We start from the raw sequence: 22,526 nt of genomic DNA, 5'->3' as shown, positions 1-22,526 counted from the left end.
GTAACTGGACCGCCACGGTAAGGAAATGCAATAGTCAGGTTACGGATCCCCGCCAGATAGGTAGGGTCAGAGTAGGTCGTCGGCTCTTCGGTAGGAGGTGACGGGGCGTGGCCGCTCGTGATGACGCCGCAGGGCGAAAGGCGCACGACAGGGAGGTTCGTGACCTCCAGACGCAGCTCTCTTTCCTGGAGGAAGAGATCTCCGTTCTGCGTCGGAAGCTCGCGGAATCCCCCCGCCAGACGCGGGTGCTCGAGGAGCGCCTGCACGAGGCACAGGCGAATCTGGCCGCAATGACCGGCCAGAACGAGCGACTGGTGTCCACACTCAGAGAGGCGCGAGAGCAGATCATCGCTCTCAAGGAGGAAGTCGACCGGTTGGCGCAGCCGCCCTCCGGATACGGCATCTTCCTCAACGCACGTGAGGACGGCACCGTCGACATCTTCACCGGGGGCCGCAAGCTCCGGGTGAACGTCTCTCCGGCGGTGGAGGTCGAAGACCTCCAAGTCGGTCAAGAGGTCATGCTCAACGAGGCACTCAACGTCGTCGAGGCCCTCGAATTCGAGCAGCAAGGCGAAGTCGTCGCTCTCAAGGAGGTGTTCGCCGACGGCGAACGCGCCCTGGTGGTCGCGCACGCCGACGAGGAACGGATCGTCAAGCTCGCCGAACCCCTGCGCGCCGAAGGCATCGTTCTGCGCGCCGGAGACTCGCTGATGCTCGACACCCGCTCCGGGTACGTCTACGAGAAGATCCACAAGGCCGAGGTCGAAGAACTCGTCCTGGAGGAAGTCCCCGACATCGCGTACGAGGAGATCGGCGGCCTCGGCCCGCAGATCGAGATGATCCGCGACGCCGTCGAACTTCCCTACCTGCACGCCGAACTGTTCCGCGAGCACAAGCTCCGGCCCCCGAAGGGCGTCCTGCTGTACGGCCCACCAGGCTGCGGCAAGACCCTCATCGCCAAGGCCGTCGCCAACAGCCTCGCCAAGCAGGTCGCCGAGAAGACAGGCCAGGAAGGCAAGTCCTTCTTCCTCAACATCAAGGGCCCCGAACTCCTCAACAAGTACGTCGGCGAAACCGAGCGCCACATCCGCCTCGTCTTCCAACGAGCCCGCGAGAAGGCCTCCGCCGGCACCCCCGTCATCGTCTTCTTCGACGAGATGGACTCGATCTTCCGCACCCGCGGATCCGGCGTCTCCTCAGACGTCGAGAACACGATCGTGCCCCAGCTCCTGTCGGAGATCGACGGCGTCGAGGGACTGGAGAACGTCATCGTCATCGGCGCCTCCAACCGCGAGGACATGATCGACCCCGCGATCCTGCGGCCCGGACGCCTCGACGTCAAGATCAAGATCGAGCGCCCGGACGCAGAAGCCGCCAAGGACATCTTCTCCAAGTACCTCATCCCGGAACTGCCCCTGCACCCCGACGACCTCAAGGAACACGGCGGCGAGAACCAGCACACCGTCGACGCCATGATCCAGGCGACCGTCGAGCGCATGTACACCGAGACCGAGGAGAACCGCTTCCTGGAGGTCACCTACGCCAACGGTGACAAGGAAGTCCTCTACTTCAAGGACTTCAACAGCGGCGCGATGATCCAGAACATCGTCGACCGCGCCAAGAAGATGGCCATCAAGCAGTTCCTCGACACCGGCCAGAAGGGCCTCCGGGTCCAGCACCTCCTCGACGCCTGCGTCGACGAGTTCTCCGAGAACGAGGACCTGCCCAACACCACCAACCCCGACGACTGGGCCCGCATCTCCGGAAAGAAGGGCGAACGGATCGTCTACATCCGCACCCTCGTCTCCGGCACCAAGGGCGCAGAATCCGGCCGCAGCATCGACACCGTCGCCAACACCGGCCAATACCTGTAAGACCAGCGCCACACGGCACCCGCAAGGGCAGGAACACGAAACGGCGGGCACACAGTGTGCCCGCCGTTTCGCATGTTCACACACCCGCAACCCCGGTTCACACACCCGCAAAGCAAAAACGCGCCGAACCGCCCTCCGCCCACCGAGATCCGCGAGAAGCACACTAGGCTCGGACACATGAGCGTTCGGCGGGTCATGGGAACAGAAACCGAATACGGCATCTCCGTACCGGGACAACCCGGGGCCAACGCGATGGTGACCTCCAGCCAGGTCGTCAACGCGTACCTCGCGGCATCAGCGGCACGGGCCCGCAAAGCCCGCTGGGACTTCGAAGAGGAGAACCCCCTGCGCGACGCGCGCGGCTTCGACCTCGCCCGCGAAGTCGCCGACCCCACCCAGCTCACCGACGAGGACCTCGGCCTCGCCAACGTCATCCTCACCAACGGCGCCCGGCTCTACGTCGACCACGCCCACCCCGAGTACTCCACCCCCGAGGTCACCAACCCCCTCGACCTCGTCCTGTGGGACAAGGCGGGCGAACGCGTCATGGCCGACGCCGCCAAACGCGCCGCACTCGTCCCCGGCACCCACCCCATCCAGCTGTACAAGAACAACACCGACAACAAGGGCGCCAGCTACGGCTGCCACGAGAACTACCTGATGAAGCGCGAGACCCCGTTCTCCGACATCGTCCGGCACCTCACCCCCTTCTTCGTCACCCGCCAGGTCTTCTGCGGCGCCGGCCGCGTCGGCATCGGCGTCGACGGCCGCGGCGACGGCTTCCAGATCAGCCAGCGCGCCGACTTCTTCGAAGTCGAAGTGGGCCTCGAGACCACCCTCAAGCGACCCATCATCAACACCCGCGACGAACCCCACGCCGACCCCGAGAAATACCGGCGCCTGCACGTCATCATCGGCGACGCCAACATGAGCGAGATCTCCACCTACCTCAAGACCGGCACCACCGCACTCGTCCTCGCCATGATCGAAGACGGATTCCTCACCGCCGACCGCGGCATCGAATCCCCCGTCGCCTCCCTGCGCGCCATTTCCCACGACCCCACCTGCAAACACCTCATCACCCTCAAGGACGGACGCAAGATGACGGCCGTCCAACTCCAGATGGAATACCTGGAGCAGGCCCGCAAATACGTCGAAGACAAATACGGCACCGACACCGACGAGATGACCGTCGACATCCTCGCCCGCTGGGAATCGGTCCTCACCCGACTCGGCGACGACCCCATGCAACTGTCCCGCGAACTCGACTGGGTCGCCAAACTCGAACTCCTCGAGGGCTACCGCACCCGCGACAACCTCGACTGGGGCCACAGCCGCCTCGAACTCGTCGACCTCCAGTACTCCGACATCCGCCCCGACCGCGGCCTCTACAACAAACTCGTCGCGCTCGGCCGCATCGACCGCCTCCTCACCGAGGACGACGTCACCCGCGCCATCGAGGCCCCGCCGGAAGACACCCGCGCCTACTTCCGCGGCCGCTGCCTCGCCCAGTACGCCGACAACGTCGCCGCCGCGAGCTGGGACAGCGTCATCTTCGACGTCCCCGGCCGCGAGTCCCTCCAGCGCGTCCCCACCCTGGAGCCCCTGCGAGGCACCAAGACCCACGTGGGCGCCCTCCTGGACCGCTGCCGCACCGCCGCCGACCTCCTCGCCGTCCTGGGCGGCCAGAGCTGACCAGCGCCCCGGCGACCACCCGGCCGCCGGGGGCTCGTGCCGCTTCGCCCGTCAGGGGGCCCGGCGAGCCCCCTGACGGCCTCTGAGGCCTCCGTACCGCCTGCCCAGATCCCAGCTCAGGACCGGCCACCCGGGCGACGCACCATCGCCGAGGGCCCCGTACACGGACGTGTACGGGGCCCTCGGCTTTTCGGCTCCGCGGCCCCGCTGCCCGGGGTCGCGAGTCCTGATCTCCACCTGAACCCCTTCTACGGGCTCCGAGGCCACCCCCGCCACCAGGCACGCCGCACGGCGATGTGCCCTTTACCCCGTTTCGGCAACCCCCGTAAGGGCGATAACCGTAGGGACCCCTCCGGTCGCTCTGCTCAGGGCGGAACGCCACCTACGCCAGCCCGTAGCAGCCCCGGGTAAGGTCGCCGTACACGCGGCACATACGGGAGGAGCCCCTAATGGCCACCAAGGACACCGGCGGACAGAAGCAGACCACCCGCCAGACCGAAGAGGTCGAGGAGACCACCACCGAAGCCTCCTCCGACGTCCAGGAGCGCAACGAAAAGCTTTCGGACGATGTCGACGCAATCTTGGACGAAATCGACAATGTCCTAGAAGAGAATTCTGAGGAATTTGTCCGTTCTTACGTACAAAAAGGCGGGGAGTAATAGTATGATATGTCCGATTTGAGGCTTCACGAATCGGACAACAGTGGAGGGTTCGCACGGGTTTTCGAATAGTCCGTGCGAACCCTTTTCTGTGCCGTTAAGTTGCGCTTCATGGAAAGTGTGAAGCGCTGCCGCGACTGCGGCGAGACGAAATCCACGACCGCGTTCGGCAGGTACCGGCAGTCCCCGGACGGTGTTCACCTCTACTGCAAGGACTGCATGAGCGTCCGGAACGCCGCTCGATATCGCAAGCGCCGAGCCGAGGACGGGAAGGAGGCCAAGCCTTTCCGCCGTCGGCCGGTGGCGCAGGAAGGGCAGAAGTACTGCTCCGCGTGCCAGGAGATCCAGCCGACGGCCAACTTCGGAAAGAACCGCTCAGCGAAGTCGGGACTGACGACCTACTGTCTGCCCTGCCACAACCGGATCATGAAGGAGAACAGGGTCAAGAACCACGGCAGCACCCGCGACTACCACCTCAAGCGCCGCTACGGCGTGACGTCGGCGGGCGTGCGCTCGATCGTCGCCCAGCAGGGCGGCGTCTGTGCGATCTGTCGGCGCCCCGACCCCGACCACGTCGACCACTGCCACTGGACGTCCATGGTCCGGGGCGTCCTGTGCTTCACCTGTAACGGCGCGCTCGGGCAGTTCGACGACGACCCGTGGCGCCTCGCCCAGGCGGCCCTGTACCTCGAGGGGAAGGTGGAGTGGATCCACCAGGCGGCCAGGGAGCTGCAGGAGTCCGGAGTTCCGCGCCTGCTCCCGCGCAACGCGCACGGCCAGGGCGGCAAGAGCGCCCGTGAGTACAAGCTCCGGCTGAAGTACGGCGTGAGCGAGCCCTGGGTCGACGGGCTGGCGAAGCTGCAGCACGGCCGGTGCGCCATCTGCCTCGACGCCCCTATCACGCACGTGGACCACGACCACGCGACGGGGGAGTTCCGGGGCCTGCTGTGCACCGGCTGTAACTCCGGCATGGGGATGCTCGGTGACGACCCCGCGGTTCTGAGGTCGGCGGCGCACTACGCCACGGCGGAGTTCCCGCGGCCGTGGGCGAGCTTGGACGAGCGCGGCATGTGGTGCGAGATCACCGGTTAGGACGGCCTGGCGCAACGGACCGAAGTGAAGCCGTAGTGGAGACGGAAGCCGCCGATGGCGGCGGAGACAAGGTGGCTTCGTTCGGGCGGTGCGGGTGGTTTCGGGCTTGGGCGTGGGTTGGTGTGGGCGCGGGGTGCTGGTGGTCGAGGGTGGTCCAGAGCAGGGAGCCGATGGGGCTGGTGCGGTGGTTGGGGCCGGTTTGGTGGGGGGTTCTTGGTCACGATTTGGGGTTCAGGGGAAGTGGGGGGCATGCGGGGGTTCGCCGAGGGCGGAGCGAGGGAAGATCTCGCGGCATGCGGAACACGGTCGAATGTCAGTAGGGTCGAGACAGTTCTACCGGCGTGCTGGGGAAGGAGTCACATGGCGTCTGTGCCGATGGGCGGGGGTCTTCCGGGGGTCTTCATGAACTCGGGGACGTCGTCGTTCGTGGACTTTCTGGGGGCCTACCGGCCCGAGCTGCTTCCGGGGAGCCGGATGGTGTCGGGCAGTGCGGAGCATCTGAACATCCCGCACGCGACGACGATCGTGGCGGTGACGTTCCCGGGTGGTGTGATCATGGCGGGCGACCGCCGGGCGACCGCGGGCAATGTGATCGCGCAGCGCGACATCGAGAAGGTGTTCCCGGCGGACGAGTACTCGGCGGTGGCGATCGCCGGTACCGCGGGGATCGGCCTGGAGATGACGCGGCTGTTCCAGTTGGAGCTCGAGCACTACGAGAAGATGGAAGGCCGGCTGCTGTCCCTGGAGGGGAAGGCGAACCGGCTGGCGACGCTGATCCGCGGGAACCTGGGGATGGCGATGCAGGGCCTGGTGGTCGTGCCGCTGTTCGCGGGCTACGACCTGGAGAAGGGGATCGGCCGGATCTTCTCCTATGACGCGGCGGGTGGCCGCTACGAGGAGCACGACTACCACTCGATCGGGTCGGGGTCGGTGTTCGCGCGGGGCGCGCTGAAGAAGTTGTGGCGTCCGGACCTGTCGGAGGCCGACGCGCGCGTGGTGTGCGTGCAGGCGCTGTACGACGCGGCCGACGACGACTCGGCGACGGGTGGGCCGGATCTGACGCGCGGGATCTTCCCGGTGGTGGCGGCGATCACCGACGACGGGTTCCGGCGGGTGCCGGACGAGGAGGTCGGTGAGGTGGCGCGGGCCGTGGTGGAGGCGCGTTACTCCTCGCCGGGCGGTCCGAACGCCCCCTTGCGGTAATCGTCCCCCGGTCAGGCTGGAGAAGGGTCAGAAGCGATGTCGATGCCGTTCTATGTGGCTCCCGAACAGCAGATGAAGGACCGCGCGGATTACGCGCGCAAGGGCATCGCCCGGGGTCGCTCGGTGGTGGTGCTGCAGTATGACGACGGGATCCTGTTCGTGGCGGACAACCCGTCGCGGGCGCTGCACAAGATCTCGGAGATCTATGACCGGATCGCGTTCGCGGCGGTCGGGAAGTACAACGAGTTCGAGCAGCTGCGGCTGGCGGGTGTCCGGTACGCGGATGTGAACGGGTTCATGTACGACCGGTCGGATGTGACGGCGCGGGGTCTGGCGAACGCGTACGCGCAGAGCCTGGGTGCGATCTTCACGGAGCAGACGAAGCCTTACGAGGTGGAGTTGGTCGTGGCGGAGGTCGGTGATGACTCGTCGAGCGACCAGATCTACCGGTTGACGTTCGACGGGTCGGTCGCCGATGAGCACGGTTTCGTGGCGATGGGCGGTGCGGCGGACGCGGTGGCGACGGCGTTGAAGGAGGGCTACCGCGATGGCGAGAGCCTTTCTGAGGCGTTGAAGGTGGCGGTGCACGCGTTGCAGCAGCAGGATGCCGACAGGGTGCTGGAGGCGGAGAAGCTGGAGGTGGCGGTGCTGGATCGCAACCGTGATCGGCGGTTGTTCAGGCGGTTGACGCCCACGCGGATCGATGAGCTGCTGGGGGAGTCGCCTTCGGCGTCGTCGGAGGCTTCTTCGGAGGGCTGACGCGGGCCGTAGCAGGGTCACTTCAGGCGGAAAGCGCCTGGAGTGGCCCTGTTGTGCGTGTTATGTGATTTGTGCGATGGGTCGCCCACGAATCGTGAGAATCGTGGGGTGCGGACACTGTTGATCTGGGTCTTTCCCGCATAGGGTCGAGGTGTGGACAGGCGCATTTTCGGGCTCGAGAACGAGTACGGGGTCACCTGCACCTTCCGCGGACAGCGGCGGTTGTCACCTGATGAGGTGGCGCGTTATCTGTTCCGCCGAGTGGTGTCGTGGGGCCGGAGCAGCAACGTGTTCTTGCGTAACGGGGCACGGCTCTACCTGGACGTCGGCAGTCATCCTGAGTATGCGACGCCTGAGTGCGACAGCGTGGTCGATCTGGTCACGCACGACAAGGCGGGGGAACGGATCCTGGAGGGTCTTCTCGTGGACGCCGAGCGGCGGCTGCGGGAGGAGGGGATCGCCGGTGACATCTATCTGTTCAAGAACAACACGGATTCGGCGGGGAACTCCTACGGGTGCCATGAGAACTATCTCGTGGGGCGGCATGGGGAGTTCGGCCGGCTGGCCGATGTGCTGATCCCGTATCTGGTGACGCGGCAGATCATCTGCGGTGCGGGCAAGGTGCTGCAGACGCCGCGTGGTGCGGTGTACTGCGTGTCGCAGCGGGCGGAGCACATCTGGGAGGGTGTGTCGTCGGCGACGACGCGTTCGCGTCCGATCATCAACACGCGTGATGAGCCGCATGCCGATGCCGAGCGGTTCCGGCGGCTGCATGTGATCGTGGGCGACAGCAACATGTCGGAGACGACGATGCTGCTGAAGGTCGGGGCGACCGATCTCGTGCTGCGCATGATCGAGGCCGGGGTGGTGATGCGGGACCTGACGTTGGAGAACCCGATCCGGGCGATCCGCGAGGTGTCGCATGACATGACGGGCCGCAGGAAGGTGCGGCTGGCGAACGGCCGTGAGGCGTCGTCGCTGGAGATCCAGCGGGAGTACTTCTCGAAGGCGAAGGACTTCATGGATCGGCGTGGTGCCGATCCGCTGGTGCAGCGGGTGCTGGATCTGTGGGATCGGACGCTGACGGCGGTCGAGACCGGGGATCTGGACATGGTGGCGCGGGAGATCGACTGGGTGACGAAGTACCAGCTGATCGAGCGCTACCGGCACAAGTACGATCTGCCGCTGTCGTCGCCGCGGGTGGCGCAGTTGGATCTGGCGTACCACGATGTGCACCGCAACCGGGGCCTGTACTACCTCCTGGAGAAGAAGGGGGCGGTGGAGCGGGTCGCGCAGGATCTGGCGATCTTCGAGGCGAAGTCGGTGCCGCCGCAGACGACGCGGGCGCGGCTGCGGGGTGAGTTCATCAAGAAGGCGCAGGAGAAGCGCCGTGATTTCACGGTGGACTGGGTGCATCTGAAGTTGAACGACCAGGCGCAGCGGACGGTGCTGTGCAAGGATCCGTTCCGTTCGGTGGACGAGCGGGTCGACAAGCTCATCGCGGGGATGTGACTTCCGGGATGTGAGGTGAGGGAAGGGCGGGTGTCCCTTATCGGTTGGTAGCCCCTTTTGCGGGGTCTTACTGATCGGTAAGGTGGGCGCCCGTCCTTTTCGTTCGTCGCCAGAAGGTTGTTTTGATGCGTCGTCTTCTCGCGGTTGTCTCCGCTTCTGTGCTGCTGGCCTCGTCCCTCGCGGGGTGCGGAGGGGATGGGCCGGAGGAGCCGAAGGTGGAGGTGTCGGGGGATTTCGGCTCGGTGCCGTCGGTGGAGTTCCCGAAGGGGGAGGCGCCGGGGGAGGAGTTCGCTTCGGAGACCCTGGTCGACGGTGAGGGCAGGGCGGTGGCCGACGGGGATCTCGTGGTGGCGGATTACGTGGGGTACACGTGGGCGTCGGGCGGGTCGTCGAAGCTGATCGGGAACAGTTTCCAGGGCGGTGTTCCGGCGGCGTTCCCGTCGTGGAATCTGGTGCCGGGGCTGAAGCGGGCGCTGGTGGGGGCGAAGGCGGGCAGCAGGGTGGTGGCGGTGATCCCGCCGGGGGACGGCTACGGCCAGAAGGGTTCGGACCGGCTGGGGATCTCGGCGGACGATTCGCTGGTTTACGTGCTCGATGTGAAGGCGGCGTTCCCGAAGGGCGCTTCGGTGCAGGACGCGCCGGCCTTCGCCAAGGGCGGGGGTCTTCCGGAGGTGACGGCGGGGGCCGTGCCGGGGATCAAGGTGCCGAAGGCGGCGGCTCCGGCGAAGCTGACGGTCGAGACGGTGAAGACGGGTCCCGGGGACGTGGTGAAGGCGGGCGATCTGCTGGCGATCCAGTATGTGGGCGCGTTGTGGCGGGACGGGAAGGTGTTCTCCTCGTCGTGGTCGGACGGGAAGGTCTACGCGGCGGTGATCGGCCAGCAGCAGGTGATCAAGGGCTGGGACGAGGCGCTGGTGGGCCGGAAGGTGGGCAGCCGCCTTCTGGTGGTGGCCCCTCCGGAGATGGCTTACGGGGCGAAGGACATGGAGGTGAAGGGCCTGCCGAAGTACGGCATCAAGGCCTCGGACACCCTCGTGTACGTGATCGACATCCTCGGCGCCTACTGACCGCCGCGCGGGGCCCGGTGGGGACCCGCGCGGCGTTGGTCGAAAAGGGCGGTCAGGGCGCCGTCAGAGCAGGGCGGCGGTGTGGCGGCCTGCGGCGGCGCAGGTGAGGAAGTATTCGAGGTCGCCGTCGATGCGGCGGCCCATGGTGGACATGCGGACGCCCCAGGACCGCTCGTCGGCTCTGAGGGCCTCTTCCAGGCCGTCGAGGGCGATGGGGACGCGCCGGTGCCGGTCGGGCAGGGAGGCGGCCTGCTCGGCGACGCGGGCGCCGAAGGGGCCGGGCAGGGTGGGGACGGGGATGTCGGCGGGGGCGAGGGCGACGCGGCCGTAGGCGGTGAGGCTGTGGTGGGAGATCCCCTGGTGGCGCGGCCGGGCATCGCCCGAGCTGACGCGCAGGGAGGCGACGGGCCTGCCGTTCAGGGCGGCGGCGGCGTTGACGGCCTCGCCCGCGGTGACGCCGGAGAAGCCCCAGCGGGTGCCGGTGCCGAGGTTGCCGGGGCCTTGGGCGACGATGGCGACGTCGGCGTCGAGGACGTGGCGGGCGGCCAGCAGTCCGGTGTGGACGGTGACGGTCTCCAGGTCGCCGCCGAAGGACTGCCCGGTGGTGATGGTCCCGGCGAGGACTCCGGCTGCCTTGAGCTGGGCGATGGACAGGGAGAACCAGGCGGGGAGGGCGCCGCCGTCGGGCATGACGTAGACGGCGCGGGTGCCGGGCCGGTCGAGGAGGAGCCCGGACAGCAGGGCGGGCAGGGCGGAGTGGAGGTCGGCGATCAGGACGGGCATGCCGTCGAGGTCGTCGGCTTCGGCGAGGGTCTCGTGGTGGGGGGAGTCCTGCTCGTCGGCGCCGAGGACGGTGGCCTGGAGCGGGGTGTAGCGGGCCTTGACGAGGTGGCCGGGCCCGGTCGGGTCGGGCGGGAGCCGGTCGGGGACGGCGACGACCATCGCGTAGCCGCCGGTGCCGAGGCCGAGGGCGAGCGCGTTGGTGTTGAGCAGGACGGTGTCGCCGGGCTCGGGTCTGCCGACGAGGGCGGGGTAGGCGAGGGCGCGCGCGCCCTGCCCGTCGACGGTCACGTCGAGTTCGACCGCGCCCGGCCATTCGCGGCGGACGCCCTGGACTGTTCCTTTACGCCATCGGATCACGGGGAAGACGGTAGCGTTTCACTGCGAGGGAGGTGGCGCTGGAGATGTCGCGGCGTAAGACCGACCGGCTGCTGCATCTGGTGGTCTGCCTGCTGGCGACCAGGAGGTATCTGTCGGCGGAGCAGATCAGGCAGGCGGTTCCGGGCTATCCGGAGTCGCCGGATGCGTTCAAACGCATGTTCGAGCGGGACAAGGACGAGCTGCGCGAGCTGGGCATTCCGCTGGAGCTGGGCGCGGACGAGGGCGACGAGATCGGCTACCGGATCCCGCCGCACGCCTATGAGCTGCCGGACATCCATCTGACGCCGGACGAGGTGGCGGTGCTGGGTCTGGCGGCGCGGGTGTGGCAGCAGACGTCGATGGCCGAGGCGGCCTCGGGCGCGCTGTTCAAGCTGCGCGCGGCGGGGATCGACGCCGATCCGGCGGGCTCGCCGGTGCTGGAGTCGCGGCTCGCGGCCGATGATCCCGCGTTCCCGGCGCTGTACGAGGCGGTGCGCGACGGGCGTCCGGTGGCGTTCGACTATGTGAAGATGGGCAGGTCGGAGCCGCAGCGGCGGCTGGTGGAGCCGTGGGGGCTGACCTCGCGGCGGGGCCGCTGGTACCTGGTCGGATTCGATCGGATGCGGGGCGCGCAGCGGGTGTTCCGGCTGTCGCGGGTGGTCGGCGAGGTGGTTTCGGCGGGGCCGGACGGCTCGGTGAAGGTCCCGGAGGGGACGGACATCCGGGCGCTGGCGTTCGATTTCGGGGAGCGTCCGGCGGAGCGGCGGACGGCCCGTGTGCGGCTGCGCAAGGGCGGCGCGCAGGGGGTGCGCCGGTGGGCGTCGGACGTGGTGCCGGTGGACGAGGGCTGGGAGGAGGCCGACTTGAGCGTCTGGGACGCGGAGTGGACGGCCGCGAGCCTGGCCCGGTTCGCCGATGATCTCGTGGTGCTGGATCCGCCGGATCTGCGTGATGCGGTGATCCGGCATCTGAAGGGGGTGCTGTCGTGACGACGACGTCGTCGGACAGGTTGTCGAGGCTGTTGGCGCTGGTGCCTTACGTGGTGTCGCGCGACACCGTGAGCATGGCGGAGGCGGCGGAGGCGTTCGGGGTGTCGGAGCGGGAGCTGCGCGATGACCTGAACCTGCTGTGGTGCCTGGAGCTGCGCTCTCCCGATCCGTACTGCCCGATCGACCTCAGCTATGAGGGCGGCGACATCACGGTGGCGGAGGCGGAGTCGATCAGCCGGCCGCTGCGGCTGGGCGCGGACGAGGCGGCTGCGCTGCTGGTGGCGCTGCGGATGCTGGCGGAGCTGCCGGGCGCGGCGGAGCGGGACGCGCTGAGCCGGGTGGTGGCGAAGCTGGAGGACGCGGCGGGCAGCGCGGCGGAGGCGGCCCGGCAGGTGTCGGTGGAGGTCGACGGCAGGGCCGGCGCGTTCGGCCAGGTGCAGGAGGCGCTGCACACGGGCCGCCGCCTGTTCCTGAGCTACTACGTGGCGGGCCGCGACGAGCACACCGAGCGCGAGGTCGATCCGATGCGGGTGCTGGTGGTGGACGGCCGCACGTATCTGGAGGGCTTCTGCCGGCGGGCCGAGGCGGTGCGGCTGTTCCGGATGGACCAGATCACCGTGGTGCGGGTGCTGGAGGCGGCGGCGTCGGTGCCGGACGGGGTGCGGGGCCGCGATCTGGACGGCGGCCTGTACCAGGGGTCGGCGCAGGATGTGCGGGCCGTCTTCGAGCTCGCGGCGCAGGGCCGCTGGGTGGCCGACCACTATCCGTGCGAGAGCGCCGAGGAGATCGGCGAGGGCAGGATGCGGATCGTGCTGCGCGCGTCGGATCCGCGGTGGGTGCGGTCGCTGGCGCTGCGGTTGGGCGATCAGGCGCGGCTGGTGGCTCCGCGGGAGCTGGCCGAGGAGGTGCGGGGCGACGCCGAGCGGGCGCTCGCGCTGTACACGTGATCTCGGTGCTGGTGATCTCGGTGCTGGTGATCTCGCTACGGGTGATCTCGCGACCGGTGGGCTCGGTGCCCGTGATTTCGGCCGGTGTCGGCCGTCCGGTGTAGGTTGGCGGGCGTGGAGTGGGCGATGACGTGGGTGGTGCTGACGACGGTCGGCATGTGCGTGGTGGCGTTCGCGGCGTTCCGGTTGTTCCTGGCAGTGCGGGAGCTGGCGTGGGCGGTGGAGCGGACGCGGCGGCGGATGGATCCGAAGCGTTCGCGCCTCCAGAAGAAGATCGACAGGCTCTGGGAGCGGATCAAAGACCGCTAAGAATGTCCGTTAAGTGCCTGTTTCGTGTTCGTTGTCGGGGGACGTGGGTGGGTCGGGGAGAGTAAGGTGAGTTCCGGGTTCACCACCGGTGAATAGGTAAGAAACCTTAGGGATCCGCCTCGGTGATGCTTACGTTCCGCTCTGTGTGGGGCGTACGATCTGGGGGCAAGTGACCGACTTGAAGTGAGGAAGTGCCCATGGCTGGTCTGGGTTGGCCCGAGCTCCTGCTCATCGCCGTCGTGATCATGGTCCTGTTCGGGACGAAGAAGATGCCCGACGCGGCGCGCTCGCTGGGCCGTTCGCTGCGGATCTTCAAGTCCGAGACCAAGGGCCTGGTCGGCGACGACTCCGACAAGAGCGCCCCCGCCGCGCCTGCGCAGCCGCAGCCGCAGCCGCAGGCCGCTCCCGCGCAGCCGATCGCCGCGCCCCAGAACGACGGCACCACGGTCAGCGGCGTCCCGATCGCGCCCGACCAGGTGAACCGCGCCTCCTGAGCCCCGTTTTGCCCCGTCCCTGACAACACCCCGAGGATGAGCACATGAGCGGGCGCTCGGAGAACCCCGAAGGCCGCATGCCGCTCCTGGACCACCTGCGCGAGCTGCGCAACCGGGTGGTCAAGGCGCTGCTTGCCCTGCTGATCGGCATGATCGTCGGCTGGCTGGTCAAGGAAGAGGTCTGGGACTTCCTGCGGGAGCCGTTCTGTGATGTCCCGCAGTCGAACGCCCTGCGCGGCGACGACTCGTGCTCGCTGGTGGTCAACGGGATCTTCTCGTCGTTCTTCCTGAACGTGAAGATCGCGTTCATCGTCGGCGCCATCCTGTCCTCGCCGGTGTGGCTCTACCAGCTCTGGGCGTTCGTCGCGCCGGGGCTGCACCGCAAGGAGAAGCGCTGGACGATGCTCTTCATCGCCCTGGCGCTGCCGCTGTTCATGGTCGGCATGACCCTCGCGTACTTCACCATCGAGCGGGGTCTGGCGCTCTTCCTCGGGTTCACCCCCGACGACGTCGCGCCGCTGATCACGGTCGACGAGTACCTGAGCTTCCTCATCACGATGCTCCTGGTGTTCGGGCTGGCGTTCGAGCTGCCGCTGTTCGTGTCGGTGCTCAACTTCGCCGGGGCCCTGCCGCACGCCACGATCAAGCGCTGGCGGCGCGGCATCATCTTCGGGATCTTCCTGTTCGCGGCCGTCGCCACGCCGAGCGCCGACCCGTTCACGATGCTGTCGCTGGCCGCGCCCGTGGTCATCCTGTTCGGGGTGTCGGACGGGATCGCCTATCTGGTCGACAAGCGGCGCGGTGCGGGCAAGGAACTCTACGACGGCCTGTCAGATGACGAGGCCTCGGTGATCGAGGACGAGCCGTCCGACATCGGCGAGCCCGAGCCGCTGCGCTAGCCGCTCCCGGGGCGGGTGTGAAAACCGGGTGGGAATCGGCTCCCGCGAAACCATAGGCTGGACGCATGAGCAGTCCCGCCGAGCGTTACGCGGCCCACAAGCAGAACGTCACGGAGAACGGGCCCGCGCTGCGGGAGTTCCGCGGCCTGTACGACTTCGACCTGGACGGATTCCAGTTGGAGGCGTGCCGGGCCCTGGAGTCCGGAGACGGCGTCCTGGTCGCGGCCCCCACCGGCTCCGGCAAGACCGTCGTGGGGGAGTTCGCGGTCCACCTCGCGCTGCGGGAGGGCCGTAAATGCTTCTACACCACCCCCATCAAGGCGCTGTCGAACCAGAAGTACGGTGATCTCCAGAAGCGGTACGGCGCCAAGAACGTCGGCCTGCTGACGGGCGACAACTCCGTCAACGGCGAGGCGCCGATCGTGGTGATGACCACCGAGGTCCTGCGCAACATGCTGTACGCGGGCTCGCAGACCCTGGACCGGCTCGGCTACGTCGTCATGGACGAGGTCCACTACCTGGCCGACCGCTTCCGCGGCGCCGTCTGGGAAGAGGTGATCATCCACCTCGCCGAGTCGGTGCGGGTGGTGGCGCTGTCGGCGACGGTGTCGAACGCCGAGGAGTTCGGCGATTGGCTGAAGGCGGTGCGCGGCGACACCACGGTGATCGTCGACGAGCATCGGCCGGTCCCGCTGTGGCAGCACATGCTGGTCGGCACCCGCCTGTACGACCTGTTCGTGGAGGACTCCCGCGAGGGCCGCGCGAAGGTCAACCCGGAGCTGCGCCGGATCTCCCTGGACGACGTCCGCAAAGCAAAGATCAACAACGGGAGGCGGTCCGGGCGGCGCCGCGACCACCGTCCCGTGCGCTTCAGGCCCCCGTCGCGGCCCGACGTGATCGAGCGGCTCGACCGCGCCGGCCTGCTCCCGGCGATCACCTTCATCTTCTCCCGCAACGGCTGCGAGGCCGCGGTCTCCCAGTGCCTGTACTCGGGGCTGCGCCTGACGTCCCGGGAGGACGCCCAGCTGATCCGCAGGATCGCCGAGGAGCGCACCGCCGACATCCCCGAGTCCGACAAGGCGGTCCTGAACTACCACGACTGGCTGAACGGCCTGGAGCGCGGCATCGCCGCCCACCACGCGGGCATGCTGCCGGTGTTCAAGGAGGTCGTGGAGGAGCTGTTCGCCAAGAACCTGATCCGCGCGGTCTTCGCCACCGAGACCCTCGCCCTGGGCGTGAACATGCCGGCCCGCACGGTCGTCATCGAGAAGCTCGACAAGTGGAACGGCGAGACGCACGCCGACCTCACGCCCGGCGAGTACACCCAGCTGATCGGCCGGGCGGGGCGGCGCGGCATCGACGTCGAGGGCCACGCGGTCGTGCTGTACCAGCCGGGCGTCGACCCGGGCGCGGTCGCGGGGCTCGCCGGCACGCGCACGTACCCGCTGAACTCCTCCTTCCGCCCGTCCTACAACATGGCGGTGAACCTCGTCGGCGCGGTCGGCCGGGAGCGGGCGGGAACGCTCCTGGAGGAGTCGTTCGCGCAGTTCCAGGCCGACCGGGCGGTCGTCGGGCTGGCCCGGCAGCTGCGCAAGTCCGAGGAGGCGATGGAGGGGTACGCCGAGGCGGCCTCCTGCCACCTGGGCGACTTCATGGAGTACGCGGAGCTGCGCCGGTCCCTGTCGGACGCCGAGGGGCAGCTGTCGCGCAGCCGGGCGGGCGCGCGCAGGCTCGAGGTCGCCCGGTCGCTGGAGCGGCTGCGGCCCGGCGACGTGGTGATCGTGCCGTCGGGGCGGACCCACGGCGTCGCGCTGATCCTCGACACCGGCCTCGCCAAGCGCTCCGACGGTCCCGCGCCGCTCGTCCTGCTGGACAGCCGCCAGGTCAAGCGCCTCACCCTCGCCGACTTCCTGACGCCGGTCGAGCCGGTCGAGCGGGTGAAGATCCCCAAGTGGTTCTCGCCGCGCAACCCCCAGCACCGCAAGGACATGGCGGCGACGCTGCGCAACAAGGTCCCGCACGCCGACGTCAAGCGGTTCGGCGGCCGGGGCGGCGCCGCCGACGGCGACGACGCCGAGATCCAGCGGATCCGCGCGGCGCTGCGCGCCCACCCCTGCCACGGGTGCGACGAGCGCGAGGACCACGCCCGCTGGGCCGAGCGGTACTTCCGGCTGGAGCGGGAGACGTCCGGGCTGCGCCGCCGCGTCGAGTCCCGCTCCCAGGTGATCGCGCGGACCTTCGACCGGGTGTGCGGGGTGCTGGAGCAGCTCGGGTACCTGAAGGACGGCAAGGTCACCGACGCCGGGCGCAGGCTCGGCCGGATCTACTCCGAACTCGACCTGCTGACCGCCGAGTCGCTGCGCGACGGCCTGTGGGAGGGCCTGTCGCCTGCGGAGCTCGCGGCGTGCGTGTCGGCCCTGGTGTACGAGTCGCGCCAGCCGGAGGACGCCGCGCCGCCGCGGATCCCGCCGGGCAGCCGCGACGCCCTGACGGCGATGGTCCGGCTGTGGCGCGAGCTGGAGGGCGTGGAGAAGGACAACGAGGTGGCGTTCCAGCGCGAGCCCGATCTCGGTTTCGCGTTCGCCGCCTACCGCTGGGCGGGCGGCGAGGACCTCGACGAGGTCCTGAGCGAGGCCGGCATGACCGCGGGCGACTTCGTGCGCTCGGTCAAGCAGCTCATGGACCTCCTCGGCCAGATCGCCGACGCGGCGGGCGACGGCGAGGTCCGCGCGACGGCCCGCAAGGCCGCCGAGGCCATGCGCCGCGGCGTCGTCGCCTACTCCTCGGTCGCCTAGCCGCAGCGCGGGACGGCCCGTCCGCGGACGGGCCGTCGGCCTGCGTCCGGGATCCGGCCGCGCTCCGCCGGCTCGGCCGCGACATTCGGCGCCCGCGGAGGCCGCCGAGCGGGAGTCCGCCTCTGCGGCCTGAAGGGCGGGCGTCAGAAGGCGTCGCGCAGGGCGTCCACGTAGGCGCGCAGGGCCGACGGGTTCTGGATGACGGTGCGGCGGCGGCCGGTCTCGACGAGGCCGAGCGCGCGCCAGTCGCGCAGCGCGCGGGCGACGGTCTCGCGCGAGGCGTCGATGCAGCTGCCCAGTTCGGTCTGGGACAGCGGCGGGATGAGGATGCCGCCGCCGGGCAGGGCGTGGCCGTTGTCGGCGGCCTGCTGGAGCAGGAACGCGGCGAGTCGGCCGGCCAGGTGGGGGCCGCCGCCGGTGCGGCCGTCGGACTGGGCGAGGCGCCGCGCGACGGTCCCGGAGAGCTTCAGCCACGCTTGCGGGGCGTCGTCGAGGAACGCGGTGAAGCGCGCCCGCGTCACGGTGAGGGCCTGGAGGGCGTGCAGGGCGGTGACGGTGGCGCCGCGGGGCTCGCCCATGATCAGGCCGGACTCGCCGATGAGGTCGCCGGGCCCGCGCACCGCGACGACGGACTCGTGCCCGTCCTCGGCGGCGACGCACACCTTGGCCCAGCCCTCGGTGATGACCAGGACGTGGTCGGACGCCTCGCCCTGCCTGCACAGGTGCTCGCCGGCCTTGAAGCGGCGGTGGCGGCCGAAGCGCTGGAGCGTCAGGCGGGACGCGTCGTCGAGGCTCGTCCAGAACGTGCGGCGAGGGGCGTCGAGCGGCATGCTGCCTCCTGCGAGGGGGCCTTGAGATTCCCGGTCCTCCAGGAGAAACCGAAAGGTGCCGGTAGGGCGAGGACCGGCGTCCCGCGGCGGGGGAGGGGCCGGGAGGAGCCGGACCGCGGGACGCCGGAGCCCTACCGGGTGAGGAACTGGACGGCGAGCGTCCAGCAGCAGAACAGCGCGGCGGTGCCGTAACTCCACAGGCGCGCCTGGAAGGTCCACATTCCGCGGGTCTCCAGCCCGGCCAGGATCTGACTCGCGTTCGCCGGTGCCCCGAGCGCGCCCGCGGCCCTGTCGAGCAGCAGCACGATCCGGGTGCTCGCGGCGAGCAGGGGCAGCAGCAGCACGGTCAGCGCGAGCTGGGCGAACGACGGATCGGCCGAGGCCAGCATGCCGACCTGGATGAGGACGCCGACCGCCATCGTCGCGACCGTCCACGACGCCAAGGAGGTGTCGTGGTTGGAGGCGCGAACCGCGGCCATGAGTTCGTCGTCTGAATAAGAGCGGTCGGGCAGGGCTTTCGGGCGGCGGCTGTCGATGAGGGCCATGGGGCAGGACCTTCCGGTGAGGGGTCGGCGGCGGGGCTCCCCTGGGGGAGTTCCGGTCCACGCCCTCAGAGTGCGCCTGTCCGCGCGCGCGCCGTGTGCCCGTTGACACAGGACCGCCCGCGAGTCCCCTCACAAAGCGGCCAGCAGCCTGTTCACCGGTGACGCGAGGTTCCAGCGGTCGCTGAGTGCCAGGAGGGCCTCGGGATCCTTCGGTTCCTTGGGAGCCGCGTCGGCGACGTCGAGGGGCAGATCGGTGACGACCCGGCACACCAGTTCGGCGGGGCCCAGGTACGCGCGGGCCGCCTCGATCCGCTTGCGGGCGCCCGCGGGGAACCCCTCGGTCGTCCCGGCGTCCAGCGCCTCCAGGATGCCCGCCAGGGAGCCGAACCGCGACACCAGGGCCGCCGCGGACTTCTCGCCGATGCCAGGGACGCCCGGCAGGCCGTCGCTCGGGTCGCCGCGCAGCGTCGCGAAGTCCGCGTACCCCCGGCCCGGAATGCCGTACTTCTCCGACACCTCGGCCTCGCCGAACACCTGGAGGTTGCGGATCCCGCGCGCGGTGTAGAGGACCTTGACCTCGCGGGCGTCGTCGATGAGCTGGAACAGGTCGCGGTCGCCGGTGACGATGTCGACCGGGCCCGGGTCGCGGTGTGCCAGCGTGCCGATCACGTCGTCGGCCTCGTAGCCCTCGGCGGACGCGCGGGCGATGCCGAGCGCGTCCAGGACCGCGTCGATCACCGGGAGCTGGGGCAGCAGCGTGTCCGGGGTCTCCTCGACGTCGCCCGCCGGACGCTCCTCGGCGACCCGGTGCGCCTTATACGAGGGGATCGCCGCGACCCGGAACGCGGGCCGCCAGTCGGCGTCGAAGCAGCACACCAGCCGCTCGGGCCGCCGGTCGGTGACCAGCCGGGCGATCATGTCGATCAGACCGCGGACGGCGTTCACGGGGGTCCCGTCGGGGGCCTTCACCGACTCGGGCACCCCGTAGAACGCGCGGAAGTACAGCGAGGGGGTGTCGAGCAGCATCAGACGGGACATGGGCCCAGCGTAGCGGGGCCGCGGCGGCCCGGCGGCTTGATCGTCTCGGCTAACGTGGGGAGATGGACAACGACGACGCGGCCGTCGTGACGACGGCGCTGTACCCGCCAGAGCGGATCTCCAGGCTGCGCGAGGCGGTGGGGGAGGCGGGGCTCGGCGCGGTCGTCCTCACGCCGGGCTTCGATCTGCGGTACGTCACCGGCTACCCCGGCCACCTCTCCGAACGGCTCATGTGCCTCGTCGTGCCCGCCGAGGGCGAGGCCTTCATCGTGGCGCCGCGCCTGGAGGTGCCGATCGTGCGGGTGTCGCCCGCGGGCTCCCTCGGCGTGGAGATCGTCGGGTGGGAGGAGACCGACGACCCGTTCGCGCTGGTCGCCTCCCGGCTCGGGCCGATCCCGAGCGTGGCGGTCGCCGACCAGATGTGGGCCGCGATGGCGTTCCGGCTGCGCGACGCCCTGCCCGGCACGGCGCTGAGTGCCGCCGGAGCGGTGCTGCGGACCCTGCGGATGCGCAAGTCCGCCGCCGAGATCGAGGCGCTGCGCGAGGCGGGCGCCGCGATCGACAGGGTGCACAGGCTGGTGCCGCAGGTGCTGAGGGCCGGGCGGACCGAGGCCGAGGTCGGCAGGGACCTCGCCGAGGCGATCCTCGCCGAAGGGCACGTGAGCGTCGACTTCACCATCGTCGCCTCAGGGCCGAACGGGGCGAGCCCCCACCACGAGCTGTCGGACCGGGTCATCGGGCCGGGCGAGCCCGTCGTCGTCGACATCGGCGGCACCATGCCCTCGGGCTACTGCTCGGACTCCACCCGCGTGTACAGCGTGGGGGAGCCGCCGCGCGAGTTCCTCGACTACTACGCGGTCCTGCGCGCCGCCCAGAAGGCCGCGGTCGAGGCCGTCCGGCCCGGGGTCACGCCCGAGGCCGTCGACGCCGCCGCCCGCGACGTCATCGCCGCGGCCGGGTACGGGGAGTACTTCGTGCACCGCACCGGGCACGGGATCGGCCTGGAGACCCACGAGCATCCCTACATCGTCGAGGGCAACACCGAACCGCTCGCCGAGGGCATGGCGTTCTCCATCGAGCCGGGCATCTACCCGGGCGCGCACGGCGCCCGCATCGAGGACATCGTGGTGTGCACCGCGACCGGCGCGGACCGGATGAACCTCACCACGCGCGACCTCGTCGTCGTCGACGCCTAGCCGTCGCCGACCCCTGGACGCGGAACGGCCCGGCCGCCCCCCGAGGCGACCGGGCCGTGCGCCGAAGGCGTCGGCCGAGGCGTCAGCCCTTCGAGACCGCGCCCGCGGCGGCGACGCCGAGGCGGGACGCGGCGGCGGCGGAGTCGGGGTGCCCGATCGCCAGGCCGGTGGCCGGGTCGAAGAAGTGCAGGCGCTCGCAGTCGATGCCCAGCTCCAGGACGTCGCCCGGACGGGCGTGCGAGCGGGCGTTGACGCGGGCGGTCCACAGCGTCTTGTTCTCCAGCAGCGGCAGCGTGCCGTCGCCCTCCTCGCCGTCGGTGGCGTCGCTGGCGAGGTCGGCGGTGTCCTTGTGCTGGACGGGCGGGCAGTCGATCGGGAAGATCACGTTGATCTCCGAGCCGAGCTCCTCGGTGACGCTCGCGGTGACCTGGACGCGCGGCCACTCGGGCTTGGCGTGCGAGGTGTCCTCGAAGTCCGAGGGGCGGATGCCGAGGATGATGTCGCCGCCGGCGTAGGAGGCGAGGTCCGGGCGGGCCGCGAACGCCTCGGCCGGGACCGGCAGGGAGAAGCCGGCGAAGTCCACCGAGCCGGTGCCGTCGTCCTTGCGGGTCAGGCGGGCGGTCGCGAAGTTCATCGACGGGGAGCCGATGAAGCCGGCGACGAACAGGTTCACCGGGTTCTCGAACAGGTACTGCGGGGTGTTGACCTGCTGGAGCTTGCCGTCGCGCAGCACCGCGACGCGGTCGCCGAGGGTCATCGCCTCGATCTGGTCGTGCGTGACGTAGATCGTGGTGACGCCGAGGCGCTTGTGCAGCTGCGACAGCGAGGCGCGCATCGAGACGCGGAGCTTGGCGTCGAGGTTCGACAGCGGCTCGTCCATGAGGAACGCCTGCGGCTCGCGGACGATCGCGCGGCCCATCGCGACGCGCTGGCGCTGGCCGCCGGACAGGGCGGCGGGCTTGCGGGACAGGTAGGGCTCCAGGCCGAGCATCTTGGCGGCCTCGCCGACGCGCTTCTTGATCTCCGCCTTCGGGGTCTTGCGCAGCTGGAGGCCGAACGCCATGTTCTGCTCGACCGTCATGTGCGGGTAGAGGGCGTAGTTCTGGAAGACCATCGCGATGTCGCGGTCCTTGGGGGCGAGGTCGTTGACGACCTTGCCGCCGATGTTCAGGGTGCCGCCGGAGATGTCCTCCAGGCCCGCGATCATCCGCAGCGCGGTGGACTTGCCGCATCCGGACGGGCCGACGAGCACCATGAACTCGCCGTCCTCGATGTCCAGGGAGAGCCCGTCGACGGCCTTGACCCCGCCGGAGTAGATCTTGTCGATGCCGTCAAGGACGATCCGCGCCATCGTGCGGCCCTTCTTTCCGTCTGCCTGGTCGCCGGCCCTGAATGGAAACGTTTCCAAAGGGTGTTTCGGCGGTGTGTCGCCCTATGTCTACGTGCAGACGAGGTGGTTATGCAAGTCATCGTCCGGATTCTC

The 22,526-nt window shown here is 69.5% G+C and carries 20 protein-coding genes; 15 read left to right on the top strand and 5 right to left on the bottom strand.

What is annotated here, in order from left to right; genetic code table 11:
• The first annotated feature begins 107 nt into the window (after window positions 1–107).
• The 8 genes from arc (at window position 108) to ACYVOM_RS21145 (ending at window position 9,861) form a co-directional block, all read left to right on the top strand.
• The gene (gene arc, locus ACYVOM_RS21180; RefSeq protein WP_460305166.1) at window positions 108–1,874 is read left to right on the top strand and encodes a proteasome ATPase; all 1,767 of its coding nucleotides are present in this window, start codon (window positions 108–110) and stop codon (window positions 1,872–1,874) included.
• A gap of 177 nt (window positions 1,875–2,051) precedes the next feature.
• Window positions 2,052–3,569 carry a depupylase/deamidase Dop gene (gene dop, locus ACYVOM_RS21175; RefSeq protein WP_460305165.1) on the top strand — a complete coding sequence of 506 codons (1,518 nt, stop codon included), beginning with the start codon at window positions 2,052–2,054 and terminating at the stop codon, window positions 3,567–3,569.
• A 449-nt stretch (window positions 3,570–4,018) separates the two neighbouring features.
• On the top strand, window positions 4,019–4,228 hold the full coding sequence (locus ACYVOM_RS21170; protein ID WP_460305164.1) for a ubiquitin-like protein Pup: 210 nt from the start codon (window positions 4,019–4,021) through the stop codon (window positions 4,226–4,228).
• Between the two features lie 111 nt (window positions 4,229–4,339).
• Window positions 4,340–5,320, top strand: coding sequence for an endonuclease domain-containing protein (locus tag ACYVOM_RS21165; RefSeq protein WP_460305163.1), 981 nt, complete (start codon window positions 4,340–4,342; stop codon window positions 5,318–5,320).
• A 360-nt stretch (window positions 5,321–5,680) separates the two neighbouring features.
• Window positions 5,681–6,523 carry a proteasome subunit beta gene (prcB, locus tag ACYVOM_RS21160; RefSeq protein WP_460305162.1) on the top strand — a complete coding sequence of 281 codons (843 nt, stop codon included), beginning with the start codon at window positions 5,681–5,683 and terminating at the stop codon, window positions 6,521–6,523.
• 42 nt (window positions 6,524–6,565) lie between these two features.
• The gene (gene prcA / locus ACYVOM_RS21155) at window positions 6,566–7,282 is read left to right on the top strand and encodes a proteasome subunit alpha (RefSeq protein ID WP_460305322.1); all 717 of its coding nucleotides are present in this window, start codon (window positions 6,566–6,568) and stop codon (window positions 7,280–7,282) included.
• 153 nt (window positions 7,283–7,435) lie between these two features.
• Window positions 7,436–8,794, top strand: coding sequence for a Pup--protein ligase (gene pafA, locus ACYVOM_RS21150; RefSeq protein WP_460305161.1), 1,359 nt, complete (start codon window positions 7,436–7,438; stop codon window positions 8,792–8,794).
• 215 nt (window positions 8,795–9,009) lie between these two features.
• On the top strand, window positions 9,010–9,861 hold the full coding sequence (locus ACYVOM_RS21145) for an FKBP-type peptidyl-prolyl cis-trans isomerase (protein WP_460305160.1): 852 nt from the start codon (window positions 9,010–9,012) through the stop codon (window positions 9,859–9,861).
• Window positions 9,862–9,924: 63 nt separating this feature from the next.
• Here ACYVOM_RS21145 and ACYVOM_RS21140 read toward each other — a convergent pair whose 3' ends face one another.
• Window positions 9,925–11,001 (bottom strand): DUF3866 family protein, encoded by a 1,077-nt coding sequence (locus ACYVOM_RS21140; RefSeq protein ID WP_460305159.1) that lies wholly within the window; start codon window positions 10,999–11,001, stop codon window positions 9,925–9,927.
• A gap of 44 nt (window positions 11,002–11,045) precedes the next feature.
• Here ACYVOM_RS21140 and ACYVOM_RS21135 point away from each other — a divergent pair, with 44 nt between their 5' ends.
• From ACYVOM_RS21135 to ACYVOM_RS21110, 6 genes are all read left to right on the top strand, one after another.
• A complete protein-coding gene (locus ACYVOM_RS21135; protein WP_460305158.1) occupies window positions 11,046–11,990 on the top strand; it encodes a helix-turn-helix transcriptional regulator in 945 nt (314 codons plus the stop codon).
• Window positions 11,987–12,937, top strand: coding sequence for a helix-turn-helix transcriptional regulator (locus ACYVOM_RS21130; protein ID WP_460305157.1), 951 nt, complete (start codon window positions 11,987–11,989; stop codon window positions 12,935–12,937). The genes ACYVOM_RS21135 and ACYVOM_RS21130 overlap by 4 nt, the downstream gene beginning before the upstream one ends.
• Before the next feature lie 114 nt (window positions 12,938–13,051).
• On the top strand, window positions 13,052–13,246 hold the full coding sequence (locus ACYVOM_RS21125) for a hypothetical protein (protein ID WP_460305156.1): 195 nt from the start codon (window positions 13,052–13,054) through the stop codon (window positions 13,244–13,246).
• A gap of 197 nt (window positions 13,247–13,443) precedes the next feature.
• A complete protein-coding gene (gene tatA, locus ACYVOM_RS21120; RefSeq protein ID WP_460305155.1) occupies window positions 13,444–13,740 on the top strand; it encodes a Sec-independent protein translocase subunit TatA in 297 nt (98 codons plus the stop codon).
• 44 nt (window positions 13,741–13,784) lie between these two features.
• A complete protein-coding gene (tatC, locus tag ACYVOM_RS21115; protein WP_460305154.1) occupies window positions 13,785–14,639 on the top strand; it encodes a twin-arginine translocase subunit TatC in 855 nt (284 codons plus the stop codon).
• A 65-nt stretch (window positions 14,640–14,704) separates the two neighbouring features.
• The gene (locus ACYVOM_RS21110; protein ID WP_460305153.1) at window positions 14,705–17,434 is read left to right on the top strand and encodes a DEAD/DEAH box helicase; all 2,730 of its coding nucleotides are present in this window, start codon (window positions 14,705–14,707) and stop codon (window positions 17,432–17,434) included.
• A gap of 143 nt (window positions 17,435–17,577) precedes the next feature.
• Here the strand turns inward: ACYVOM_RS21110 and ACYVOM_RS21105 are convergent, their stop codons facing one another.
• The 3 genes from ACYVOM_RS21105 to ACYVOM_RS21095 all read right to left on the bottom strand — a co-directional run bounded on the left by ACYVOM_RS21105 (window position 17,578) and on the right by ACYVOM_RS21095 (window position 19,847).
• On the bottom strand, window positions 17,578–18,264 hold the full coding sequence (locus tag ACYVOM_RS21105) for a Crp/Fnr family transcriptional regulator (protein WP_460305152.1): 687 nt from the start codon (window positions 18,262–18,264) through the stop codon (window positions 17,578–17,580).
• Between the two features lie 131 nt (window positions 18,265–18,395).
• Window positions 18,396–18,809, bottom strand: a complete 414-nt coding sequence (locus ACYVOM_RS21100) for a hypothetical protein (RefSeq protein WP_460305151.1) — start codon at window positions 18,807–18,809, stop codon at window positions 18,396–18,398.
• A 129-nt stretch (window positions 18,810–18,938) separates the two neighbouring features.
• Window positions 18,939–19,847 carry a 5'-3' exonuclease gene (locus ACYVOM_RS21095; protein WP_460305150.1) on the bottom strand — a complete coding sequence of 303 codons (909 nt, stop codon included), beginning with the start codon at window positions 19,845–19,847 and terminating at the stop codon, window positions 18,939–18,941.
• 62 nt (window positions 19,848–19,909) lie between these two features.
• On the opposite strand from ACYVOM_RS21095, the gene ACYVOM_RS21090 reads away from it, so the two are divergent.
• Window positions 19,910–21,043, top strand: a complete 1,134-nt coding sequence (locus ACYVOM_RS21090; RefSeq protein ID WP_460305149.1) for a M24 family metallopeptidase — start codon at window positions 19,910–19,912, stop codon at window positions 21,041–21,043.
• 82 nt (window positions 21,044–21,125) lie between these two features.
• Here the strand turns inward: ACYVOM_RS21090 and ACYVOM_RS21085 are convergent, their stop codons facing one another.
• The gene (locus tag ACYVOM_RS21085) at window positions 21,126–22,394 is read right to left on the bottom strand and encodes an ABC transporter ATP-binding protein (RefSeq protein WP_460305148.1); all 1,269 of its coding nucleotides are present in this window, start codon (window positions 22,392–22,394) and stop codon (window positions 21,126–21,128) included.
• Between the last annotated feature and the right edge of the window lie 132 nt (window positions 22,395–22,526).

It is taken from the genome of Actinocorallia aurea, from assembly GCF_054783995.1.
The sequence above is the reverse complement of the archived record's forward strand: the minus strand, read 5'-3'. Positions and strand labels throughout refer to the sequence as shown.